The organism is uncultured Rikenella sp. (assembly GCF_948810725.1).
GTDB lineage: Bacteria > Bacteroidota > Bacteroidia > Bacteroidales > Rikenellaceae > Rikenella.
On sequence record NZ_CAQIVA010000003.1, the window covers coordinates 67,070 to 87,031 of the forward strand.

Here is a 19,962-nt window from a genome sequence, read left to right on the forward strand (position 1 = left end):
CCTCTCTCCTCTCCCCGATGGTTACTCCTTCGAGCGTCCGCCCCGCGAACGCGATTTGCCGCCTCCCCGCCGTTTCCGCGACGAGCCGCTGCGCGCCGAACCGCCCCCCTGCGCCGCCCGTCTGGCCTCGCGCGCCGAAGCGCCCAGACCGTCGCCCGACGCGGCCGGTTCCGGCAGCCGATCCAGTTTCCGGGTGTGGAAGTCGATCGTCCCGACCATCTCGAAGTCGAGCTGCTTGCGGCTCAAGTCCGCCCGCTTGACCCGAATCCGCACCTCGTCGCCCAACGTAAACCGCCGCCCCGTGGTATGTCCCACCACGGCATAGTTCTCGGCATCGAACGCGTAGTAGTCGTCCGACATATCCCGCAAGGCGACCATCCCCTCTATCTTGTTTTCCGCGAGTTCCACATAGATTCCCCAATCGGTCACGCCCGAGATCGAGCCGTCGAACTCGCGCCCCACCTTATCTTCCATGAACTCGACCATCTTGTATTTGATAGACGCCCGTTCGGCCTCGGCCGCCCGAATCTCCATGGCCGACGAGTGGTCGCACAGCTTTTCGTACGTCTCCTTGTCCTCCGACTTGCCGCCGTCCAGATAGTGCTGCAACAGGCGGTGCACCATCATATCCGGATAGCGCCGGATGGGCGAGGTAAAGTGGGTGTAGTAATCGAACGCCAAACCATAGTGTCCGATATTAGTGGTCGAGTAGACCGCCTTGGCCATCGACCGGATAGCGAGAGTCGATACTAAATTCGCCTCCTTCTTCCCCTTGATGTCGGCCAGCAGTTTGGTCATCTCCTTGGCCACCGCCTTCCCTTTCTCAGCCTTGAAATTGTAGCCGAAACGGGTGATGAAAGATTTGAAGTTGGCCAGCTTCTCTTCGTTCGGTTTGTCGTGGATGCGGTAGACGAACGTCCGTTCCGTCCGCTGCCCCGGCCGCTTGCGCCCGATGAACTCCGCCACCTTGCGGTTGGCCAGCAGCATGAACTCTTCGATCAGCTGGTTCGAGTCCTTGATCTCTTTAAAGTATACGCTGAGCGGTTTCCCGTGTTCGTCCAGCACGAACTTCGCCTCGTCGCGTTCGAACCCGATCGAGCCGTTCCGGAACCGTTCCGCCCGCAGTTTCTTGGCCAGCCGGTCGAGCGTCAGGATCTGTTCGCGCAACGGCTCGTTCTGCGTCTCCGGCCGCCCCTCGATCACCGCCTGCGCCTCTTCGTAGGCGAACCGCCGGTCGGAGAGGATCACGGCCCGCCCGAACCACTCGTTCAGCACCTTAGCCTCGTCGTCCAGTTCGAAGATGGCCGAGAAGGTGAGTTTCTCCTCGTTCGGACGGAGCGAGCAGAGGTCGTTGGACAAAGCCTCGGGGAGCATCGGCACGGTGCGATCCACCAGGTAGACGCTCGTCGCCCGCTCCACCGCCTCGGTATCGATGGCATCGCCCGGCCGCACATAGTGCGTCACGTCCGCAATATGCACCCCGACCTCCCAATTTCCGTTTTCGAGCCGCCGGATCGAGAGCGCGTCGTCGAAGTCCTTGGCGTCGGCCGGGTCGATCGTGAAGGTCGCCACGCCCCGCATATCTTTGCGCCGCTTGATTTCGGCCTTCGTAATCCCCGCTTTGATCTTGTCGGCGGCCTGCTCCAGCTCCTCCGGGAAGTGATACGGCAGGTCGTACTCCGCCAGAATGGCATGCATCTCGGTGTTGTTGTCCCCGGAATTTCCCAGCACGTCGACCACCTCGCCGGTCGGATTTTTCGAGGTCTCGGGCCATTCGACGATCTGCACAATCACCTTCTGCCCGTTCTCCGCCCCATTGATCGATCGGAGCGGCACGAAAATGTCGGCCGGCATCGTCCGCGAGTCGATAATCACGAAAGCGTACTTCTCCGAAATCTCGATCCGCCCGACGAACGTGCGTTTGCCCTGCTCCAGCGTCTCGACCACCTCGCCCTCGATCCGTCCGTCGCGCCGACGACCGATAATGGCCACCCGCACCCGATCGCCGTGCAGCGCATGGTGGGTGTTGCGCGGCTCGACGATGATATCTTTCTCGCCCTCGGCGGCATCGTCCACGATGATATAGGCCATCCCGCTGGCGGTCATATCCACGCGCCCGGTCTTCGTGGGCAGCTGCTTCCGCACCAGTCGGTACTGCCCCGCCCCTACCTTTTCGAACACCCCTTCGGCCGCCATCTCGCGCATCAGGTCGTGCACCATCTTCCGCCCGTCGTTGCCCTGTATGCCGATCTGCTTGGCCGCCATTTTCGAGTCGTAAATCCGTGACGGATGGTCGGAAAAAGCCTCGAACAACATCCGTTTGATCTCCCGTACCGCCACCTCCGGCACATTCGGGCGCTCCTCGCCCCTCGCCTGCCGCACCGCCTGAGCTCCGCCCTTACCGCCGCGAAGCCCCAATTTCTTTTTCAGTTTCTTTAACATCTATTCTTACGTAAATTATGCGGCTCAAAGATAGTGATTTATTCACGGGGCCGGGACAGCGCGGCGCGAAATTCCCGAAAAAAGAGCCCTTTTCGGCCCGATACGAAAGAGATGTGAGTCCGAATCAAAAATTAAATCCTTGTTTTCTGCCGACTTTCTGACAGAATCACTATTTTTGCGACAGATTTTTCACACATCAAATACCATTCACTATGGAAAACATCAACGAAAACAACACCGTTGCTACGAGCAACATCCACCCGAACGGCGCCATCGAGTGCTACAAGCTGTTCTGGACCAACTACGCCAACTTCGCAGGCCGGGCACGGCGGAGCGAATTCTGGTGGCCGACGCTCTTCAACTGCATTCTGGCTTATGTCCTGACCTTCATTCCGTTCATCGGCCCGTTGTTCGGCCTCGCCGTGCTGGTTCCGAACCTCGCAGTGGCTTCGCGCCGTCTGCACGACACCGGTCGGGCTTTCGGCTGGTTCTTCATCAGCTTCATTCCGGTGGTAGGTACCATCCTGTACATCATCTGGCAGGCTCAGGACAGCCAGCCGGGCGAAAACCGGTTCGGCGCCAATCCGAAAAACGCCTAACGACCGTCCGGAACCCGGAGAGAGCGACATGCTCTCCCACTGAGTTCCCTCTCTTTTTTGCGCCTCCGTACCCGAATCTTCACCGGGTGCGGAGGCGTAATTTTTCGGTCTCGTTTATAATCCGTATTTTTGTCTGTTTCCGCTGCGCGCGACCAGGTACCGCGCGCGGTCGTTTTCAAGCCATATCTCAGAAAAATGAAACTTTGCAGGCGGGCGTCGGAGCTCGCAGAATACACCGGAACCGTCGGTTTCGTACCGACGATGGGCGCCTTGCACGAAGGTCACCTCTCGTTGGTCAAGGCCTGTCGCGAAGCGTGCGACACCACCGTAGTCAGCATCTTCGTCAACCCCACTCAATTCAACGACCCGAAAGACCTCGAAAGCTATCCGCGCACCGAGGCGGCCGACCTCGAACTGCTCGAAGAGGCGGGCGTCGATTTCGTTTTCGCGCCTTCGGTAGCCGAAATCTATCCGGAACCGGATACGCGGGTGTTCGACTTCGGCGGGCTGGATCGGGTGATGGAGGGCGAACACCGGCCGGGACACTTCAACGGGGTGGGACAGGTGGTTTCGCGGCTCTTCGAGATCGTCCGGCCAAACCGGGCGTTTTTCGGCGAAAAGGATTTCCAGCAATTGGCGATCATCCGCCACATGGTGGCGCAGCTGGGGCTGCCGATCGAGATTACGGGCTGTCCGATCGTGCGGGACAGGGACGGATTGGCGCGGAGCTCGCGCAATGCGTTGCTCCTGCCGGAACACCGGGCGGCGGCGCCGCACATCTATGAGGTGCTTTCGGAGGCGGCCCGGAGCTTGCGGGGGGCTGTTTCGGTGGCGGAGGCCAAACGGAGGATCGCCGAACAAATCGACGCGAACCCGTTGCTGAAGACGGAATATGTCGAAATCGCGACGGCGGATACCTTGCAGCCGGCGACGGAGTGGGGAGATTCGTCGGGCGACCTGCGCTGCTTCGTCGCGGTGCAGGCGGGGGCGGTGCGGCTGATCGACAACGTCGCGATTTAACCTACGGACAATCAAAGAAAACGATTATGATAGCGCAGATAGAAGCATTGCAGGCCGAAGTGGAGGCTTTCGCGCCGAAAACGCCGGCCGAGGTAGAGGCCTTCCGCATCCGTTTGTTGGGCAAGAAGGGGAGCATTACGGCCTTGTTCGACGCGTTCAAAAGCGCGCCCGCCGAAGAGAAACGGACGCTCGGGCAGGCGTTGAACCGGCTGAAGACGACGGCCGCGCAACGGATCGAGGAGCTCCGAACGGCTCTGGAAGAGGCCGCGCTGGCGGCAGGGGCGGGAGATGGAGCGGAGATGGACATGACGCGACCGGCGACGGCGGAACGGGTCGGAACGCGCCATCCGATTTCGCTGGTACGGAACCGGATCCTCGACATTTTCGGCCGCATCGGCTTCGTACCGGCCGACGGGCCGGAGATCGAGGACGACTGGCATGTCTTCACGGCTCTGAACTTCCCGCCGGAGCATCCGGCGAGGGATATGCAGGACACTTTCTTCGTTGAAAAAGATCCGGACATCCTGCTGAGGACGCACACCTCGTCGATCCAGGTGCGGGTGATGCAGAACCAGCGGCCGCCGATCCGAGTGATCTGTCCGGGACGGGTCTTCCGCAACGAGGCGATTTCGTATCGGGCACACTGCATCTTCCACCAGGTCGAAGGGCTCTATATCGACCGCAACGTCTCGTTCGCAGACTTGAAACAGACGATTCTCCACTTCGCCAAGGAGATGTTCGGCGAAAAGTCGGAGATCCGGATGAGACCCTCCTACTTCCCCTTCACCGAGCCGTCGACCGAGGTGGACGTGTCGTGTAATCTGTGCGGGGGCAAGGGCTGCGCGGTGTGCAAACACACCGGGTGGCTCGAAATCATGGGAGCCGGAATGGTCGACCCGAACGTCCTGGAGGCGTGCGGCATCGACAGCCGGGAGTACTCGGGCTTCGCGTTCGGGATGGGGGTCGAACGGATCGCCATGCTCAAATACGGCGTCAAAGACCTGCGGCTCTACTTCGAAAACGACCTCCGCTTCCTGCGGCAGTTCACACCGGTATTCTAACCTGAAAAACTCTTGATCCTATGAGCGGCAACGACTGGAAAGCGCGCCTGGGCACGGTCTACTCCACCAATCCCGACTTCGAATACACCACCGACGCCGCTCCGGAGCAGGAGACGCTCGCGCCGGGCAGGCAGCGGCTGCGCGTAGCCCTCGACCGCCGGAACCGAGGCGGAAAACAGGTGACCGTCGTGGCCGATTTCGTCGGCACGGAGGAGGACCTGAAAGAGCTGTGCCGGTTCCTGAAACAGAAGTGCGGCGTCGGCGGGTCGGCCAAGGAGGGAGAGATCATCATACAAGGCGACTTTCGCGACAAAATCGTCGGCATACTGACCGAGGCGGGATACAAGGCCCGTAAAATCTGACCCTTTCCTCTTCTTATTCTTATGTCCCGCCTGTTCCGTCCGCTCTTCGGCCGCTTTCTGCTGCTGCTCACCCTGCTGCCGCTCGGTGCACAGGCGCAATTCTACTACAACGGACGCGGCCCGGCCGGTCTCCGGTGGCGACAGATCAAAAGTCCGACCTATAAACTCGTCTACCCCGACTATTATGCGCCGACGGCGACGGCGCTGGCCGGTTTCATGGACTCTATCGCGCCGACCATCACCCACGGCTTCACACGCGCGCCGCAGCGAATCCCCATCATTTTACACACCGAAAACCTCTACTCGAACGGCGAAGTCGTCTGGGCCCCGAAACGGATGGAGCTCATGACCACGGCTCCGGCCGGCGGGGACATCTATGCCGATCCGTGGCTCAAGCAGCTGGCCGTGCACGAGAGCCGGCACGTGGTACAGCTCTCCTCGCTGCGGAGCGGACTGACCCGCATCGCTTCATGGCTCTTCGGCGAGGCGGGGACGTGCGTGGGGATGCTGGTGACCCCCACCTGGTACCTCGAAGGAGACGCGACGCTGGCCGAGACGCAATACTCGGAGTTCGGGAGAGCTTATCAGCCGTCGTTTACGGTCGGTATGCGGGCTTTATTCGCGGCCGACAGCGCGAACGTCCGGCTCCGGAGCGATGTGTGGAACGCCGGCTCCTACCGGCGGTATGTGCCGGGGGTATACGAATACGGTTACCAGTTGGTGGCGGCGGGCGAACGATACTACGGGCCGGAGGTGTGGAGCCGGGCGGTGGAATATGCGGGCAAGTGGCCCATTCTGATCGTGCCGATGCGCCTCTACCTGAAACGGCACTACGGCGCCCATCTGAGTGACATCAGCCGCCGGGCGCTGGGAGACCTGTACACCCACTGGAAACCTTACTCGGCGGTGCCGAACAGCTACCGGACGCTGACTGCTCCGGCGCGACGGAAGAGCGGCTTCACGACCTATGCCGACCCGCTTTCCACGCCGTTGGGAGTGGTGGCCACCAAGACGGATTACGACACGCCGACGCGGTTCGTAATGCTCGACACGACCGCCACGAAACGGCGGCATCGGGAACGGACTTTGCGGTGGATCGCTCCGCCGTCGAGCCGGCCGACGGTGGCGGGAAACACGTTGTGGTGGACGGAATTCAAGCCCCATCCGGTGTGGGAGTACAAGACCTATTCGGTGGTACGCAGCCTCGACCTGACAACGGGCCGGCGGCACACTTACGGACGGTGGCGGGCCAACTATTTCGTCACGCCCCTGACGGCCGACAACCGGCCGTTCATCGTCACCGTGTCGCCGGACAGCTTGGGGGGGAGCGATCTGGTATTGCACGCGGCGACGGATTTCCGGGAGATCGACCGACTGCGGCTCGAACGACTGACCACGGTGCACGGCGTGGCCTGGGACGACTCGACCCGGACGCTGGCCTTCATCGCCCTGGGCGAGCGGGGGATGCACCTGCGGCGGATATCGGTGTCGACCGGGCGATTCACGGCAATGGAAGAGGTGACGGAACCGTCGATGACGACGATTAGCGGGCTGACGTCGGACGGTCGGGGGCGGCTCTATTTCAGCTCCATCGAGTCGGGAAAAGACGAAATCCATACGATCGACCTGACCGAGGCGGGCTATCCGGAACGGCGGATGACGACTTCGCGGTTCGGAGCTTACGGGCCGGCGGGGGACGCTTCGCGCGGCGAGGTACTATTTACCACCTACACCGCAGCGGGTTACCAGATCGCCAAAACCGGCATCGCTGCCGTGCAGGATACGGTCGTTCGACGGCGGCTGCCGAAGAATCTGCTGAACATTCCGGCACCGGCATGGGAGGTGCCGACGATGAGCGCCTTGCCGATGGACGACTCTGTGACGACGCATAAGGTGCGGAAATACAACAAGGCGCTGCGGTGGTTCAACGTCCACAGCTGGGCTCCGGTGACGGCGGATATGGACGACCTGCTCAATGCAGACGAGCGGGGTCTGGCGATCGGCTTTGGAGCGAGTCTCTTTTTCCAGAGCGTGATGGGCGACAGCTACGGGACGGCGACCTACGGGCGGATGCAGGGAAACGACCGGTTGCATACGTCGTGGACGTATGCGGGGCTGCCGATGCAGATCACGGCCGAGGTGGAATACGGGGGTGGGAAACAGGGCGTTTATGCCTCGGCGGAGGATCGGGCAGTCGGCATCTACGTGCCGGGCGGGCTGAAAAACTACCTCCACCTGCGCGGGACGATCGCCGTGCCGCTGCGTTTCTCGGGGGGGAGTCACCTGCGGCTCTTCCAGCCGTCGTTCTCGGTCACGCACTACAATACGCTGCTCTATCGCAGCACCGACACGGGTTTCACGCTGACCCGGGGGTATCAGAAATATCAGGCTTCGCTGTGGTGGAGCGACAACCGACGAGCTTCGACACGGTGCATCGTGCCGCGGTTGGGCTATGCGGTGCGGGCAGATGTGACAGGGGCGTTCAACAACCGATTCGGACGGTTGTACAGCCTCTATCTGCGGGGTTATTTGCCGGGTTTGCTGCGGAATCACAGCTTTACGATACGAGCTGGGGCGGCTTATCAGACGGAGGCGGAGTTAGGCTTCGCACAAAAACCGCTCTTTCCGCGCGGCGCTTACAACGGATGGGCGGCTAAGTATTACGGGGCGGCTTCGGTGGATTACACCTTTCCGGTCTGCTATCCGGACGGGGGGATCAACGGATTGATCTACTTCAAACGCATCTGGCTCAACCTGTTCGGCGATGCGAGCCGGGGTCTCTATTTCGCCGACGGAGGCCGGACGCAGGGACGAAACATCTGGTCGTATGGCGGCGATATCGCGTTCGAGGTGAATGTAGCGGGTTCGACGATGCCGGCGACAGTCAAATTCACGCTGGCTTCGCCGTCGAATGCCGATTTCTATTTCGGAGCGGGGCTTTCGTTGAGCTTCTAACCCCTGTATCAAACACAACACACGCCCTGCAACGAAAAATCGTTACAGGGCGTGCATTTACCTCAACTCCGACTGTTTACTCGGTCAAAACCGTCACTTCGGCAAACGCCGCCTGCGGCGCCTCGTCCGCCGTCGCCTCCACAACGAAACGAATCCGGCGACCCGAAATCGGCTCCGAGAAAACGACAGTCTGTTCCACCGGATTCGCCTTGATATTGGAAAACTCACCGGCTGCGACCTTCCGTCCATCCACATAAATCCGGTACTTCGAGACAGGCCCGCTTCCCCAACGGCTCATATCGGGCGTATAGGTCAAGCCGGTCAGCATACGGGGGCGATCCAGATCGAAAATCAACTCCCGGCCCTCCTCCAGCGACAAATACCAGACTGTCGTTGGATTCCCGTCGAAGATTACTTCAGTCCGCGGTTTAGCCGGTTTAACAACCCGAAACGCAGCCGTCGGAATATCGAATTTCCGTGTGGCAACCGGGCTGATCGTGCCCAACACCGGATCGATCACTATGGCTCGCACCTCTCCCGGAGCAGCCCATTCGAACGGTTCACGATACACGGGTGACACAAGCGTTGGCGTCGTTCCGTCCGTCGTATACCGAATCTCGGCACCGGGAACCGCCCCAATCGACACCACACCTTGTCCCGTCCGCCGAATCGTCGGTTCGACCATCAACACCGGTGCATGATAGGCCTCTATATTATTGATACAAAGCGGCCCCCGCGATTGGAGGAAATTCACCCGCACCCCTTTCGTCGCCACGCTCGCAAACCGGATGATCCGTTTGTAACCGATCGTGCTCATCGTATCCGGCGTCTCGACCGGTCGCCAGTTATCGAGACTGTCGAGATACTCGATACCGAACCGCGACACACGCTGCCCGAGCGGGATATACTCCTGCAAGAGAAGACGATTGAGATTCGTAAGCGTGTCGAATCGGAATGTGACGCTGGCCGTCGTCACCGAATCGGATGTAGCCCAATAGCTCTCCCATCGACCGTCCGTCATCCGCTCGGCACCGAATTTCCGACCGCGTATATCGCTCGCCGCAGGTACGATACCCTCCAATAAATCGGTTCGGAACTGCTCGTCCAATGCCTGTCGCCATTCCATAATACGAGCCGAATCCAAGGAATGGATCCGACCGTCCAACGCCACCGGAAAATTCATCAACAGAGTCGCGTTTCGGCCCACGGAACGATAATAGATATCTACCAGATGCGATAGCGTCCGCACCTGATGGTCTTCCCGCGGATGATAGAACCATCCGGGGCGGATCGATACGTCGCACTCGGCCGGCAACCACTGCGTACCGTCGGGCGATCCGTAATGCGGGTTATCACCTACTTTATATGGAGCCCAGTCGGTCTCGCCGGCCCATCCCTCTTCGTTGCCGACCCAACGGATCGTGGGTTCCGTACCGCCGAAAATCATGGCGTCCGGAAATTTGGAGTGGATGGACTCGACCGCCTGTTCGTACCGGTAATAGGTCGTCGGATCGATCGACCGCTTCTCGCGTGCCCCTCCGTAGTAACCGTCGCCGCCGTTGGCCCCGTCGAACCAGTATTCGAACAGCTCGACACTGTCACAGTATTCGTTCAACAATTCGCGCACCTGATTGTGGAAATATTCGACATACTCCGGCCCGCCATATTCGGCATGATTGCGATCCCAAGGCGAGAGATAAAGCCCGAATTTAAGCCCGTACTTGCGGCAGGCATCGACCAGGTCGCGCACCATATCTCCTTTCCCTTCCCGCCACGGCGAGTTCTTGACACTATACTCCGTATACTTGCTCGGCCAGAGATTAAAACCGTCGTGATGTTTGGCTGTCAGGATGATACCCTTGAAACCCGCCGCCTGAATAATACGTACCCATTGCTCGGCATCGAGATCGGTGGGGTCGAAAGTCTCAGCCGGCGTATCCCCGTAGCCCCATTCAAGGTCGTTGAAGGTATTGAGACCAAAATGGACAAAAGCATAGGTCTCCATCTTTTGCCAGGCGACCTGGGCCGGAGTCGGCACCGGATAAATCGGTTCCGGTGCCCGGACGGTATCCCGACAAGAGACGAACGCACAGGCCATCAGGCCAAAAAAGAGTTTTGTTACGATCTTCATAATTGAAACGGATTAGTCATTGGAAGTACCGGCATCGACGATCGAAGCCACCGTCGCATCGCCCGTGACATTCACCACCGTCCGCAGCATATCCAACGGCCGGTCGAGCCCCAGAATCAGAGCCAGCCCCTCCGGCGGAATCCCCACCGACGACAACACCATCAACAGCACCACAATACTCCCGCCCGGCACCCCCGGCGTCCCGATCGACGAGAGCGTCGTCGTCGCCACAATCGTCAGCAACTGCACCCCCGTCAGGTCAATCCCCAGCACCTGAGCGATAAACACCGCCGCCACCGCCTGATACAGGCTCGTACCGTCCATATTGATCGTCATCCCCATCGGCAAGACAAAAGAGGTGACACGCTGCGAAACCCCCAACTTCCGTTCGACGAGCTCCATATTGAGCGGCAGCGTCGCCGCGCTCGAACTGGTAGTGAAAGCCAACAGCTGCACCGGTGACATCGTCCGGAGGAATTTCCGCACGGGAATCTTCGAGAAAAAGTGAACCAGCAACGGATAAAACAGAAAAATCATCAACAAAAGTCCCAACACCACCGTCACCACATAGAGCCCCAACGCCCCGAGCAGCTCCAAATTCCCCGCCGTGTCGGCGACCATCCCAGCCATCAAAGCCGCCACACCGATCGGCGCATACCGCATAATCAGGTCGATCAGTCGCAGAAGAATCGCATCCAACGCGTCGATCAGCTTCATGAACGGTTCCGTCCGCTCCCGTCCCACCGACAGAACCGCCACCCCGACCAGCACCGCGATCACGATAATCTGCAACATCCGGCCGTTATCGCCCATCGCTCCGATCCAGTTGTCCGGAAAGATATCGACCAGAAACTGCAACGGCGGCACCTCGGCCATCCCCTCGGCCTGGACGCTGCGTTCCGTGACAGCCGCCCGATAATCCGCCTCCATAGCCGCCGCACTATCCGCCCCTACGATCTTCCCCGGGGCAATCGCCTCGACGAGCACCAGCCCGACCGCAATGGCCAACACGGTGGTACAGATATAGATACCGATCGTCCGCAAACCGATTTTCGAAAGCGAGGCGATGTCGCCGAGGCTCCCCACCCCCTTAATCAGCGAGACCATCACGAGCGGAATGGCGATAAATTTCAGCAGGCGCATGAAAATTTCGCCAAAAGGTTTCACCCAGTCGGTCACCAGACCGGAGAAACCGCACGGAACGGCCAACAGACCGATCGCGATCCCGACTATCATCCCGAGCAGGATTCGGGCATACAAAGGAATGGCACTGAATTTCATTCGATGAGGCGTATATCTGTAAAAAAGGCCTTACGCGGTCGATGCTGCGTAAGGCCGACATATATGCGATACAATCTGTAAAAAGACTAAGCCTTCTTACTTCATAGAAGCGAGCCGGGACAAATTCACACCGATTAATAGAACCGGTAGCGCGTATCCTGAATGTCGCACAAGTCGAGGAACGCTTCGTAAGCGGCCATAAACGCACTCTGCTGCGCTTCCGCCGCCAGACGAGCCTTTTCCACCGCCACATCCATCGGAGCCGCTTTCCGCTGACCGGTGATCTGAGCCGCATACACCCCGATCCGACCGACGATAGGTTTCGAAACCACCCCCGTCTTGCCGATCCCCGACACCCCGCCGGTAAATGCCGGATCGAAACCGACCTCCGGAGCCATGAATCCGCCGAAATTGATATCGTCGTTGTGCAGCGTATCCACCCCCAAGGTCGAAGCCAAGGCCGCCACCGAAGCTGCCCCCTTCATCTTCGCCGCCAGCATTTCACCCTTTTTCTCCCGCACGACCAAAGTTTTCAAGTCCTCTTTCACCTGTTCGAACGGTGCGATTCCCTTTTCCCGCACCCCGGTAATGGTCGCCACCACGAAATAGTTACCGAACTCTTTGACGTCCGACAGCTCGCCCTGTTCGCCATTGAAAGCCCACCGGGCCAGCTCGCGCGACTGCTGGATCCCGCCGACCGTCCGGTCGTTCGAACTGATAGTCGCCACCCGCTTAGCCAGCGCGGCGTCGTTCACCGCCTTCTCGAATCCGCCCGCAGCCGCTGCCGTAGCGAATTTATTGGCCTCGCCATAAACCTGATTCCGAGTCTGTTCGCTCGCCTCCACATTGTAATTCAGCACCCCGAGCTGCACCCGGCGTGCCATCCCTTTGCGATCCGTCATTTTCAGGATGCAGATCGCCTCCGGCGTCGTCACCGTCCGGATATCGCCGACATTCATCTCCTTCACGACATCCGCGAACTGCGGAGCCAACACCTGCGGATCCATCATCCCGAGGTCGCCGTCACCGTCGACCTGCTGCGCTTCGACCGAGTGGGCCCGCGCCGCAGCGGCAAAGTCCGCCCCGCGCTGCAAAGCGTTCAACAAACTGTCGACAAAAGCCTTCGGTTCCGCCGGAATCACGATGCTGCTCAACCGCACGCTGTCCGGCATGGTCTGCACATCAGCCACCCGGGCCATCGTCCACTGGTCGCCGCTCAATACCGGCCCGTACACCTCATCGGCCCCCGCCCCGAAAGCGAACGCGCCCAATTCGCCGGTCAACTCCCCGGCCTTATAGTATCTGGCGTCGAACGGGTTGTGCGAGTTCATCGAGACGAACTGACGCACATTACCGGTCGTCCGCAGCCCGTCCGCCATCTCGCGGACGTTCTTTTCCGCCGCCGCATAGTCTTCCTGCGAAGGAAGCGCTTCGAAGGTGACGTATTCGATCTCGCGCGAGTCCTGCTGCCGGAACATCCCGCGATGCGTGTCGTAGTATTTCCTCAGCGCAGCATCGTTCACCGTCACCGTGCTGTCCGGCACCGATTCGTACCGGCTCACGAGGTAATCCACCCCGTACGTTTCCCCCTCCAAGGCCGCCATGCGTTCGGCTTCGAAGCCCGTTACGTAAGCCGCCTTGTCCACCAAGGTTTTGAATTTGAAGATCAGGCTCTGGTCGGCCACCTCGCCCTGCAAATAGTTCCAGAAAATCTGCAACCGGCCGGTCGGATCCTGTTCGACATTGGCCAGCAGCTGCCGCAGCATGGCCGGTTCGAACCGCCCGGTCTGCGGATCGCCGAACATCTGGACCAGAATCGGCGACGGGTTGGCACCGCTCATCAGATCGACCAGTTCTTCGTCCGAAACGGTCAGCCCCACCTCCGCCAGCGCCGGTTTCAAGGCCTTGTTCCGGATCATCAGATCCCACGCCTGCACGCGAATCATCTCGTTCTGCTCTTCGTTGGAGCCTTCGCGTCCGGTGGTAATCCGCTGTACTTCGGTGAGTTCGTCGATAGCGTGTCCGTACTCCTGCATCGAGATTTTTTCGCCGTCGATCGTCCCGACGTTCATCTTCGAGCTGTTCATCAGGGTGCTCCCCGAGGTGAACATGTCGCCGAGCACGAAAGCCAGCAACGCGACGCCGATCACAATCGCGAGCAGCACGCCGCCTTTGTTTCTGAGGGTGTTGAGAGTTACCATGCTGTTATATTCTCTTTTTTATTTGCTTGTGGAACGACGCCGCGCCGCGCACGCCGATATAATGGGGCAAATGTACTGTTTTTTTTCGACATACGTAACAGTGTGCGTCGTATGCGGCAAAAGCGCCCTCGCCCTACCTGGCCTTTTCCGTCCGGACGAGCTGTACGAGTTCGATGCGGGCGTGCCCCGTCCGGAGTATCTTGATCTTCAGTCCGTCAGCGCGCAACGTATCCCCCGGTTTGGGCAGGTCTTCGCTGCGGTCGAGGATATACCCCGCCAAGGTTTCGTAGCGATCCGACTCAGGAATCCTCAGGTCGTAAGTCTCGTTCAGGTGGTCGATCTCCAGCCGTCCCGCCAATACGTATTCGCCGGGGGCGACCTCCTTTTCGACCAGATGATCGGCGTCGTGTTCGTCCTCGATTTCGCCGAAGATCTGCTCCAGCAAGTCCTCCAGGGTGACCATCCCGGCCGTGCCGCCGAACTCGTCGATCACGACGGCCAGCGACTTGTTCGATCGGGTAAAGGCTTCGAGGAGCTTCCGCTGCGACATGGTCTCGGGCACGTACAAGGTCTCCTGCAACACCTCCCGGATCGTCTTCGGCCCGTCGAACAGGCTCTTCAGGTTGGCATATCCGATGATGTTGTCGATCGTCCCGTCGTAGACCGGCAGGCGCGAGAATCCGGTGCCGACGAACATCCGGCGCAGGTCGTCGACCCCTTCGCCGACCTCGATGGCCTCCATCTCGGTGCGCGGCACCATGCACTCCCGCACGCGCTGTTCCGAGAAGTCGAGGGCGTTCTGGAAGAGCCTCACGCGCTGTTCACTGTCCTCCCGTTCCGCAGCGTCGCCCTCCTCGCCCACGGCCGCCTCCTCGACGAGGGTGGCCAAATCGACCTTGCCGAACTCCGTGATCTGCGGGGTCTCTTCCACGCGCCGCCCCATCAGCCGCAACAGGCCGGTGGAGAGCAGGGTGGCGAATTTCGAGATCGGATAGAAGAGGATGTAAAACACGTAGAGCGGCACGGCGAACGTCCGAAGGTAGAAGTTCGGATTGGCGCGCACCACCGCTTTGGGCAAGAATTCCGCGGTGAAGATGATAATGAGGGTCGAGATCAAAGTCTCGGCCGCGTAGTTGGATCGCCCGGCGATAGCGGTATAGAGGAGGCTCATGAAGATCGAATAGACGACCAGCGCGATATTGTTCCCGACCAGAATGGTGGAGATATACTGTCCCGGCGCCTTGAGAAAGAGGCTGGCGATCCGCCCGTAGGTCGGGTGCTGTTTGCGTTCGATTTCGAGCCTCAGCTTGTTCGAGGAGAGGAATGCGATCTCCATCCCGGAAAAAAAGGCCGAGAGCAGCAGGGCGATGAGTATGACGAGAATGGTTGTTCCCATGAAAAATGCCTATTTAGTAGCCGAAGTGTCCGCCGCCACCGGTACAGAACCAACCGTAGAAGTGTCGCGCATGGCCGCAGCATCGACTTCGATCTGCCCGACGGTATTTCGGAAGCTCCACCGCTCGAAATTTTCGTCGGCTTCGAAGTTCCGCCCGACGTGCACGCTCCCGCCGTCGATCACCCGGGCGATCGTATCGCTGTATATCTTCTTGGCGGTCTGGTCCCAGAAGAGCCGCTCGGTCAGGAGCGTCCGCGGCTCCTTTCCTGCCTCGTAATTGTGCGCGATGACGTTCCCGCGCGCCTCCCACAGTTTTTGGGTCTCGTTGAAGCGGGCGTAGTCGGCCACGATATCGCTCTCGACCCGCAAAGCGGAGTCGAAGGTTTCGACTTTGATCCCCTCGCGGAACTCCATGAACGGCTCCTTGGCCAACTCGTACCGTTCGAGCAGGGGAGTCTCCATGCGATACTGTCTGCGCCCGTCGATCGAGTTGATGATCCTGTGGTTATGACTGATTTGGGTAGGCGTCTTTTCCGGATCGTCCACCGTCGGAGTCGGTTCGTTGTTTCCGCACCGGGCGAAAAAAAGGATGCTTGCCGCTGAAAAAGCAGCGGCAAGCACTCGCCCGCTCCGACAGAAGGTCGGTCGGTCTCTATTTTCGTTCATAAGCATCGAACACAAGTCGTGCAAAGAGAAAGGCATCCCGTAGAGACGGATTACCGTTCCCGCACCACCGTCCGGCCGCTGATCCAGCCGCAATTGACGGTGTACGAGTCCCCCGGATTGAGCCCGCGCATAAAGGTTTCCTCCGTCTTCGGGAAGTTTGCGCTGTAGTTTCCGATCATCTGCGAAATCGTGGACTGCTGCGGATCATCCGCCGGCAACAAGCGCCGTGCCTGTACCAAGTTGTCGACCACGAGCCAGAAAGCGGTCTGCCGGTCGAATCCGCTGCACGCACTGCCGCTCCCGCCTGCATAAGCCGATGCGAGGATGAAGTAGGCCAGCCCGTTATTCGGATCGTTGTCGATAGCCTGACGGGCAAACTGGGCCGCTTCGCGATACGAGCTGGACGAGAGCGCCATCCCGGCTCCCTGCAACATGAAGTTGGTCTTCTGTGCCGGATCGGTCTCGTTGTCGATGGCGATACGGAGGTACTCCATCGCCTTTCCGAACTCCTGTTTTTCCTGGAACAGCGAAGCGAGCTGCACCGCCACGTCCGGCCGCGGATTGGCGGCATAGTATTTCTCCAGCATCGTCAGGTAGAAGTCGCTGGAGCAGTTTCCGCGCCGAAGCAGCGCGAGAATGGTTTCGATCAGTTTGGCATTCCCCGGATCGGCTTCGTATTTGGGCCGATAGATTTTTTCGACGGTCTCGCAATTGGCCGCCCCGCTCGACGCGAAGAGGTCGTCGATCGCCTTCATCGCCTCGGCGCGTTCCGGCGATTCGCACCCCGCCAGCCGCTGGCTGAGCCGCTCATAAATATCGATCACCTGTTCCGGCGTCACATCGTCGAGGCGGTAGCTTTCGACCACCGAGTTGAAGTAGGTCACCGCCAAGCCCGGATTGAGCGGGTGTTTTTCATGCAAAGCCTCCTGGAAGAACTGAAAGAGCCGTTCGCGGTCGGCCGGCATCATAGCGAGGAAGGCTTTCGCCTTTTCCCCCCGCAGATAAGCTTCGCCGCGCTGCGGATGGTTGCCGAAAGCTTCGATCCGTTTGTCGAAAAACCAGAGGATGCTGTCCACATACATTTTCCGTTCCTGCAAGCTCTGCGCCCCGAGCGCCTTGCTCTTATAGATCTCGACGCCGCGGATATAGAGGTTCTGGGTCGCCTTCGGAGCGTTTTCGATCAACTGGCGCAGATAGACCGTGGCCTGTCCGTACTCCTTGGCCTTATAAGCGTCGTTGAAGAAGTTGAGGATGCGCACGTTCTGCTCCCGCGATGCCGGATCGCTCCCGTACCTGGGATCCTCGCGGAAGTCCTGTGCGCCGACCGCCCCGCCCAGCAGGCAGAAAGCAGCGATCAGGGAATAAACTCGTGTTTTCATGGTTGCGGTTAGTTTTGGTTTCGTCCGCCCCGGCAAAAGAGGCGAACCGGAAATAAACAAACTGAGGTAAACAACGTTCCGTCGGGGCCGCAAAGCCTCTCCCGGCTCATGAAGCTAACGGAAAAAACGGACTATAAAGTTCGGAGTTCCGGCGGAATTTTGCAAATATTAATTGTATTTCGGCCGCACGAACCAGTAATCGTTCCCGAAGAGGCTCAGCGCGACGGTAAAATTGAAGTAGCGTTCGCGCACCATATCCTTCGCCCACGAGCCGCGTTCGCCGTATTCGAGGCCGATCCCGACCTTGGAGAAGGTACCGCGTTTGAGGGCGAAATCGACCCCGACCGAAACCGCGGCATCGCGCAGGCGATTCCCCCGCATCGTCAGGTAGCTGTCCCCGTACCGCACCCCCGCTTTATAGGTCCACCGTTTCAAGGCGTTCCGAATATCGAACTGATCGGGCGTATAGGAGAACCCGAGTCGGAAGTCCTGATACACGCCGAGTGAAATTTCCTGTCCCTCGGGAATGGCAAACGCGCCGGCCCAGTCCTGCCGGTTGTAGTCGAATGCGACGGTCAGTTTCGGCCCCTGGAACGCGATCCCCGCCGCCCACTTGGCCGGAATATCCATCTTCGTCCGGCTCCGGGCCGAGTAGATGGTATCCACCATCACCGAGTTGTGCGACAAGGTCAAACGGCTGTCCCGCACGGTAGCCTTCACTTTCGGCTGATACGTCGCTCCGACGGTCAAAGCGTTCTGCTTTCCGACCCGACAGGTATACTGCGCCCCCAGCGTAAACAAGAGTTTGCTGATATTCTTGTTCTCCGACGAGACGATGTTGCGATAGATGGTCGACGAGGTGTAGTCGTTCACCACGACGTTGTACTGCCGTTCGATATCCCCGAACCAGTAGTGCATGGCCGCCCCGAGCGAAAGCCCTTTGGCCACATGTACCCCGAGATTCATGGAGACCTGCGTGATCCCCCCGTCGCCCGCATAGTTATAAATGGTACTCCCCACATTCTGGGTAATGTCTGCGCTCCGTTCCACCAACCGGCTGGTGTACCCCACCGAACTGACCGGCGTCAGCGAGAATCCGAGCCCCACGCCCTTCCCCAGCGGCACCGCCAGCCCGAGGTCATGGATATTGAAGGTGTTGTACGAGGTGGAAGTATTCGGACTTTTGGCATAAATATTTTTCCCCTCGCCGGCGAAGTTGAAGAGGGCCGACTGCCGCGGAATGGCGCTCAGCGCCGCCGGGTTGAGGTAGTTGAAGCGATACGGCGTGCGAAAAGCGACCCCCACGCCTCCCATCGGTCGGTTGAAAGCGCTCCCGCCGACCGCCAGGTCGCCGATGCCGTACATCGTGTACGGCGAAAAGGTGTTCAGGCTGCTCATCTGAGCATATGCCGCAGAGATCATGCCTCCGCCGAACATGCTCAGCAACAGGACGATCGCAACGTATCTCGCTCTCCTAACTATTGAGTTGGGCATTGTATTCGAGTATTCGGTTGAGTCCCTCGATCACGAGGTCGTGAGTCACAAATATCGGCTTTTTTACTTTGTCGGCAAAGAAATTCGCGTCCCGACCGGCAAAAAAGAGGGCCAAATCCGGATTTTGCGCTCCGATGCGGTCGATGTACCCCTCGATTTCGTGCACGATACCGACTACGACGCCGCTTTCGATGGCCTGTCGGGTGGTTCGTCCGGTGAGGGTTGTCTCGCCGGCCGGAGCGCCGCACAGGGGCAACCGGTCGGTCAGCCGATGGAGGGCTTCGAACCGCATGGTCATGCCGGGCGAGATGTTGCCGCCAAGGTATTCGCCGGCGGCGCTCACGCGGTCGATGGTGATGGCAGACCCGAAGTCGAAGATGAGCAGTTCTCGTCCCGGAGCCCGACCCCAGGCTCCCACGGCTGCGGCCATCCGGTCGGCTCCGAGGGTCTCGGGGGTGGCATAGCCATTTCGCAGAGGCACGGGGGTCTGCGCACCGAAGCGAATCAGTCGGCCGACTTGCCGTTCGATAAACGCTTCTGTGGCGGAGTCGGCCAGCCGGGTGGTGGAAAGAATGGCACGGTCGGTCTCCGGATGCCGCTCCAGCAAGCGCAGGAGGAGATCGCGCTCGAGTTGCGGTTGTGTCTCCCGGGCGACGATTTCGCCGCGATCCACGATGGTGACTTTCGCAAAGGTATTTCCTATGTCGATGACTAAATTCATAATGATCTCAAGTTCGGGACAGTCCCGCCCCGGGCAACCGCGGCTACGACAAGGGGACACCGGCGTATGTCGGTCACCTGGGGTTCAGCTGGTCTTCGACCGTTAACAGGACTTTCGCCGTGTTCCTGAACTTCTACGCGGCATATCTCAATCCAGGCGACTCACACAATCGCGGCTACGGTCTTCAGTTGCGTTGCCTCTCGGAATAAACGGACAGGAGAGCTTTCGACGGAACCGATTGGGGACTTAGAACC

At 59.7% G+C, this 19,962-nt stretch carries 14 protein-coding genes; 5 read left to right on the forward strand and 9 right to left on the reverse strand.

Annotated elements, in window-relative coordinates; genetic code table 11:
* Positions 1–21 precede the first annotated feature (21 nt).
* A complete protein-coding gene (gene rnr / locus Q9S52_RS02790; protein ID WP_304708093.1) occupies positions 22–2,442 on the reverse strand; it encodes a ribonuclease R in 2,421 nt (806 codons plus the stop codon).
* 212 nt (positions 2,443–2,654) lie between these two features.
* Between rnr and Q9S52_RS02795 the strand changes: the two genes are divergently transcribed.
* The 5 genes from Q9S52_RS02795 to Q9S52_RS02815 all read left to right on the forward strand — a co-directional run bounded on the left by Q9S52_RS02795 (position 2,655) and on the right by Q9S52_RS02815 (position 8,439).
* Positions 2,655–3,041: a DUF805 domain-containing protein gene (locus tag Q9S52_RS02795; RefSeq protein WP_304708094.1), complete on the forward strand. Its 387-nt coding sequence runs from the start codon at positions 2,655–2,657 to the stop codon at positions 3,039–3,041.
* Between the two features lie 195 nt (positions 3,042–3,236).
* Positions 3,237–4,061 (forward strand): pantoate--beta-alanine ligase, encoded by an 825-nt coding sequence (gene panC, locus Q9S52_RS02800; RefSeq protein ID WP_300726553.1) that lies wholly within the window; start codon positions 3,237–3,239, stop codon positions 4,059–4,061.
* 26 nt (positions 4,062–4,087) lie between these two features.
* On the forward strand, positions 4,088–5,122 hold the full coding sequence (gene pheS / locus Q9S52_RS02805) for a phenylalanine--tRNA ligase subunit alpha (protein ID WP_297831030.1): 1,035 nt from the start codon (positions 4,088–4,090) through the stop codon (positions 5,120–5,122).
* Between the two features lie 20 nt (positions 5,123–5,142).
* Positions 5,143–5,484, forward strand: coding sequence for a translation initiation factor (locus Q9S52_RS02810; RefSeq protein ID WP_304708095.1), 342 nt, complete (start codon positions 5,143–5,145; stop codon positions 5,482–5,484).
* A gap of 21 nt (positions 5,485–5,505) precedes the next feature.
* The gene (locus Q9S52_RS02815) at positions 5,506–8,439 is read left to right on the forward strand and encodes a hypothetical protein (RefSeq protein ID WP_304708096.1); all 2,934 of its coding nucleotides are present in this window, start codon (positions 5,506–5,508) and stop codon (positions 8,437–8,439) included.
* Positions 8,440–8,515: 76 nt separating this feature from the next.
* On the opposite strand, the gene Q9S52_RS02820 is transcribed toward Q9S52_RS02815, so the two are convergent.
* The 8 genes from Q9S52_RS02820 to Q9S52_RS02855 form a co-directional block, all read right to left on the reverse strand.
* A complete protein-coding gene (locus Q9S52_RS02820) occupies positions 8,516–10,570 on the reverse strand; it encodes an alpha-L-fucosidase (protein ID WP_304708097.1) in 2,055 nt (684 codons plus the stop codon).
* A 12-nt stretch (positions 10,571–10,582) separates the two neighbouring features.
* Positions 10,583–11,851 carry a dicarboxylate/amino acid:cation symporter gene (locus tag Q9S52_RS02825; protein WP_304708098.1) on the reverse strand — a complete coding sequence of 423 codons (1,269 nt, stop codon included), beginning with the start codon at positions 11,849–11,851 and terminating at the stop codon, positions 10,583–10,585.
* 134 nt (positions 11,852–11,985) lie between these two features.
* The gene (locus Q9S52_RS02830; RefSeq protein WP_304708099.1) at positions 11,986–14,052 is read right to left on the reverse strand and encodes a SurA N-terminal domain-containing protein; all 2,067 of its coding nucleotides are present in this window, start codon (positions 14,050–14,052) and stop codon (positions 11,986–11,988) included.
* Positions 14,053–14,185: 133 nt separating this feature from the next.
* Entirely contained in the window at positions 14,186–15,448 is a 1,263-nt protein-coding gene (locus tag Q9S52_RS02835; RefSeq protein WP_297626445.1) for a hemolysin family protein, read from the reverse strand.
* A gap of 9 nt (positions 15,449–15,457) precedes the next feature.
* Positions 15,458–16,114, reverse strand: a complete 657-nt coding sequence (lptC, locus tag Q9S52_RS02840) for an LPS export ABC transporter periplasmic protein LptC (protein ID WP_297626442.1) — start codon at positions 16,112–16,114, stop codon at positions 15,458–15,460.
* 50 nt (positions 16,115–16,164) lie between these two features.
* Complete coding sequence (locus tag Q9S52_RS02845) at positions 16,165–17,493, reverse strand: lipopolysaccharide assembly protein LapB (RefSeq protein WP_297626439.1); 1,329 nt, start codon at positions 17,491–17,493, stop codon at positions 16,165–16,167.
* Positions 17,494–17,661: 168 nt separating this feature from the next.
* The gene (locus tag Q9S52_RS02850; RefSeq protein WP_300730478.1) at positions 17,662–18,987 is read right to left on the reverse strand and encodes a hypothetical protein; all 1,326 of its coding nucleotides are present in this window, start codon (positions 18,985–18,987) and stop codon (positions 17,662–17,664) included.
* Positions 18,968–19,708 (reverse strand): type III pantothenate kinase, encoded by a 741-nt coding sequence (locus Q9S52_RS02855; RefSeq protein ID WP_304708100.1) that lies wholly within the window; start codon positions 19,706–19,708, stop codon positions 18,968–18,970. Before Q9S52_RS02855 ends, Q9S52_RS02850 begins: the two co-directional genes overlap by 20 nt.
* Between the last annotated feature and the right edge of the window lie 254 nt (positions 19,709–19,962).

What these genes read in the sequence shown, in the direction of transcription:
- rnr (WP_304708093.1), bottom strand. Translation starts at nt 2,442, where the DNA reads ATGTTAAAGAAACTGAAAAAGAAATTGGGGCTTCGCGGCGGTAAGGGC.
- Q9S52_RS02810 (WP_304708095.1), top strand. Translation starts at nt 5,143, where the DNA reads ATGAGCGGCAACGACTGGAAAGCGCGCCTGGGCACGGTCTACTCCACC.
- Q9S52_RS02825 (WP_304708098.1), bottom strand. Translation starts at nt 11,851, where the DNA reads ATGAAATTCAGTGCCATTCCTTTGTATGCCCGAATCCTGCTCGGGATG.
- panC (WP_300726553.1), top strand. Translation starts at nt 3,237, where the DNA reads ATGAAACTTTGCAGGCGGGCGTCGGAGCTCGCAGAATACACCGGAACC.
- Q9S52_RS02845 (WP_297626439.1), bottom strand. Translation starts at nt 17,493, where the DNA reads ATGAAAACACGAGTTTATTCCCTGATCGCTGCTTTCTGCCTGCTGGGC.
- pheS (WP_297831030.1), top strand. Translation starts at nt 4,088, where the DNA reads ATGATAGCGCAGATAGAAGCATTGCAGGCCGAAGTGGAGGCTTTCGCG.
- Q9S52_RS02855 (WP_304708100.1), bottom strand. Translation starts at nt 19,708, where the DNA reads ATGAATTTAGTCATCGACATAGGAAATACCTTTGCGAAAGTCACCATC.
- Q9S52_RS02830 (WP_304708099.1), bottom strand. Translation starts at nt 14,052, where the DNA reads ATGGTAACTCTCAACACCCTCAGAAACAAAGGCGGCGTGCTGCTCGCG.
- Q9S52_RS02795 (WP_304708094.1), top strand. Translation starts at nt 2,655, where the DNA reads ATGGAAAACATCAACGAAAACAACACCGTTGCTACGAGCAACATCCAC.
- lptC (WP_297626442.1), bottom strand. Translation starts at nt 16,114, where the DNA reads ATGAACGAAAATAGAGACCGACCGACCTTCTGTCGGAGCGGGCGAGTG.
- Q9S52_RS02850 (WP_300730478.1), bottom strand. Translation starts at nt 18,987, where the DNA reads ATGCCCAACTCAATAGTTAGGAGAGCGAGATACGTTGCGATCGTCCTG.
- Q9S52_RS02815 (WP_304708096.1), top strand. Translation starts at nt 5,506, where the DNA reads ATGTCCCGCCTGTTCCGTCCGCTCTTCGGCCGCTTTCTGCTGCTGCTC.
- Q9S52_RS02820 (WP_304708097.1), bottom strand. Translation starts at nt 10,570, where the DNA reads ATGAAGATCGTAACAAAACTCTTTTTTGGCCTGATGGCCTGTGCGTTC.
- Q9S52_RS02835 (WP_297626445.1), bottom strand. Translation starts at nt 15,448, where the DNA reads ATGGGAACAACCATTCTCGTCATACTCATCGCCCTGCTGCTCTCGGCC.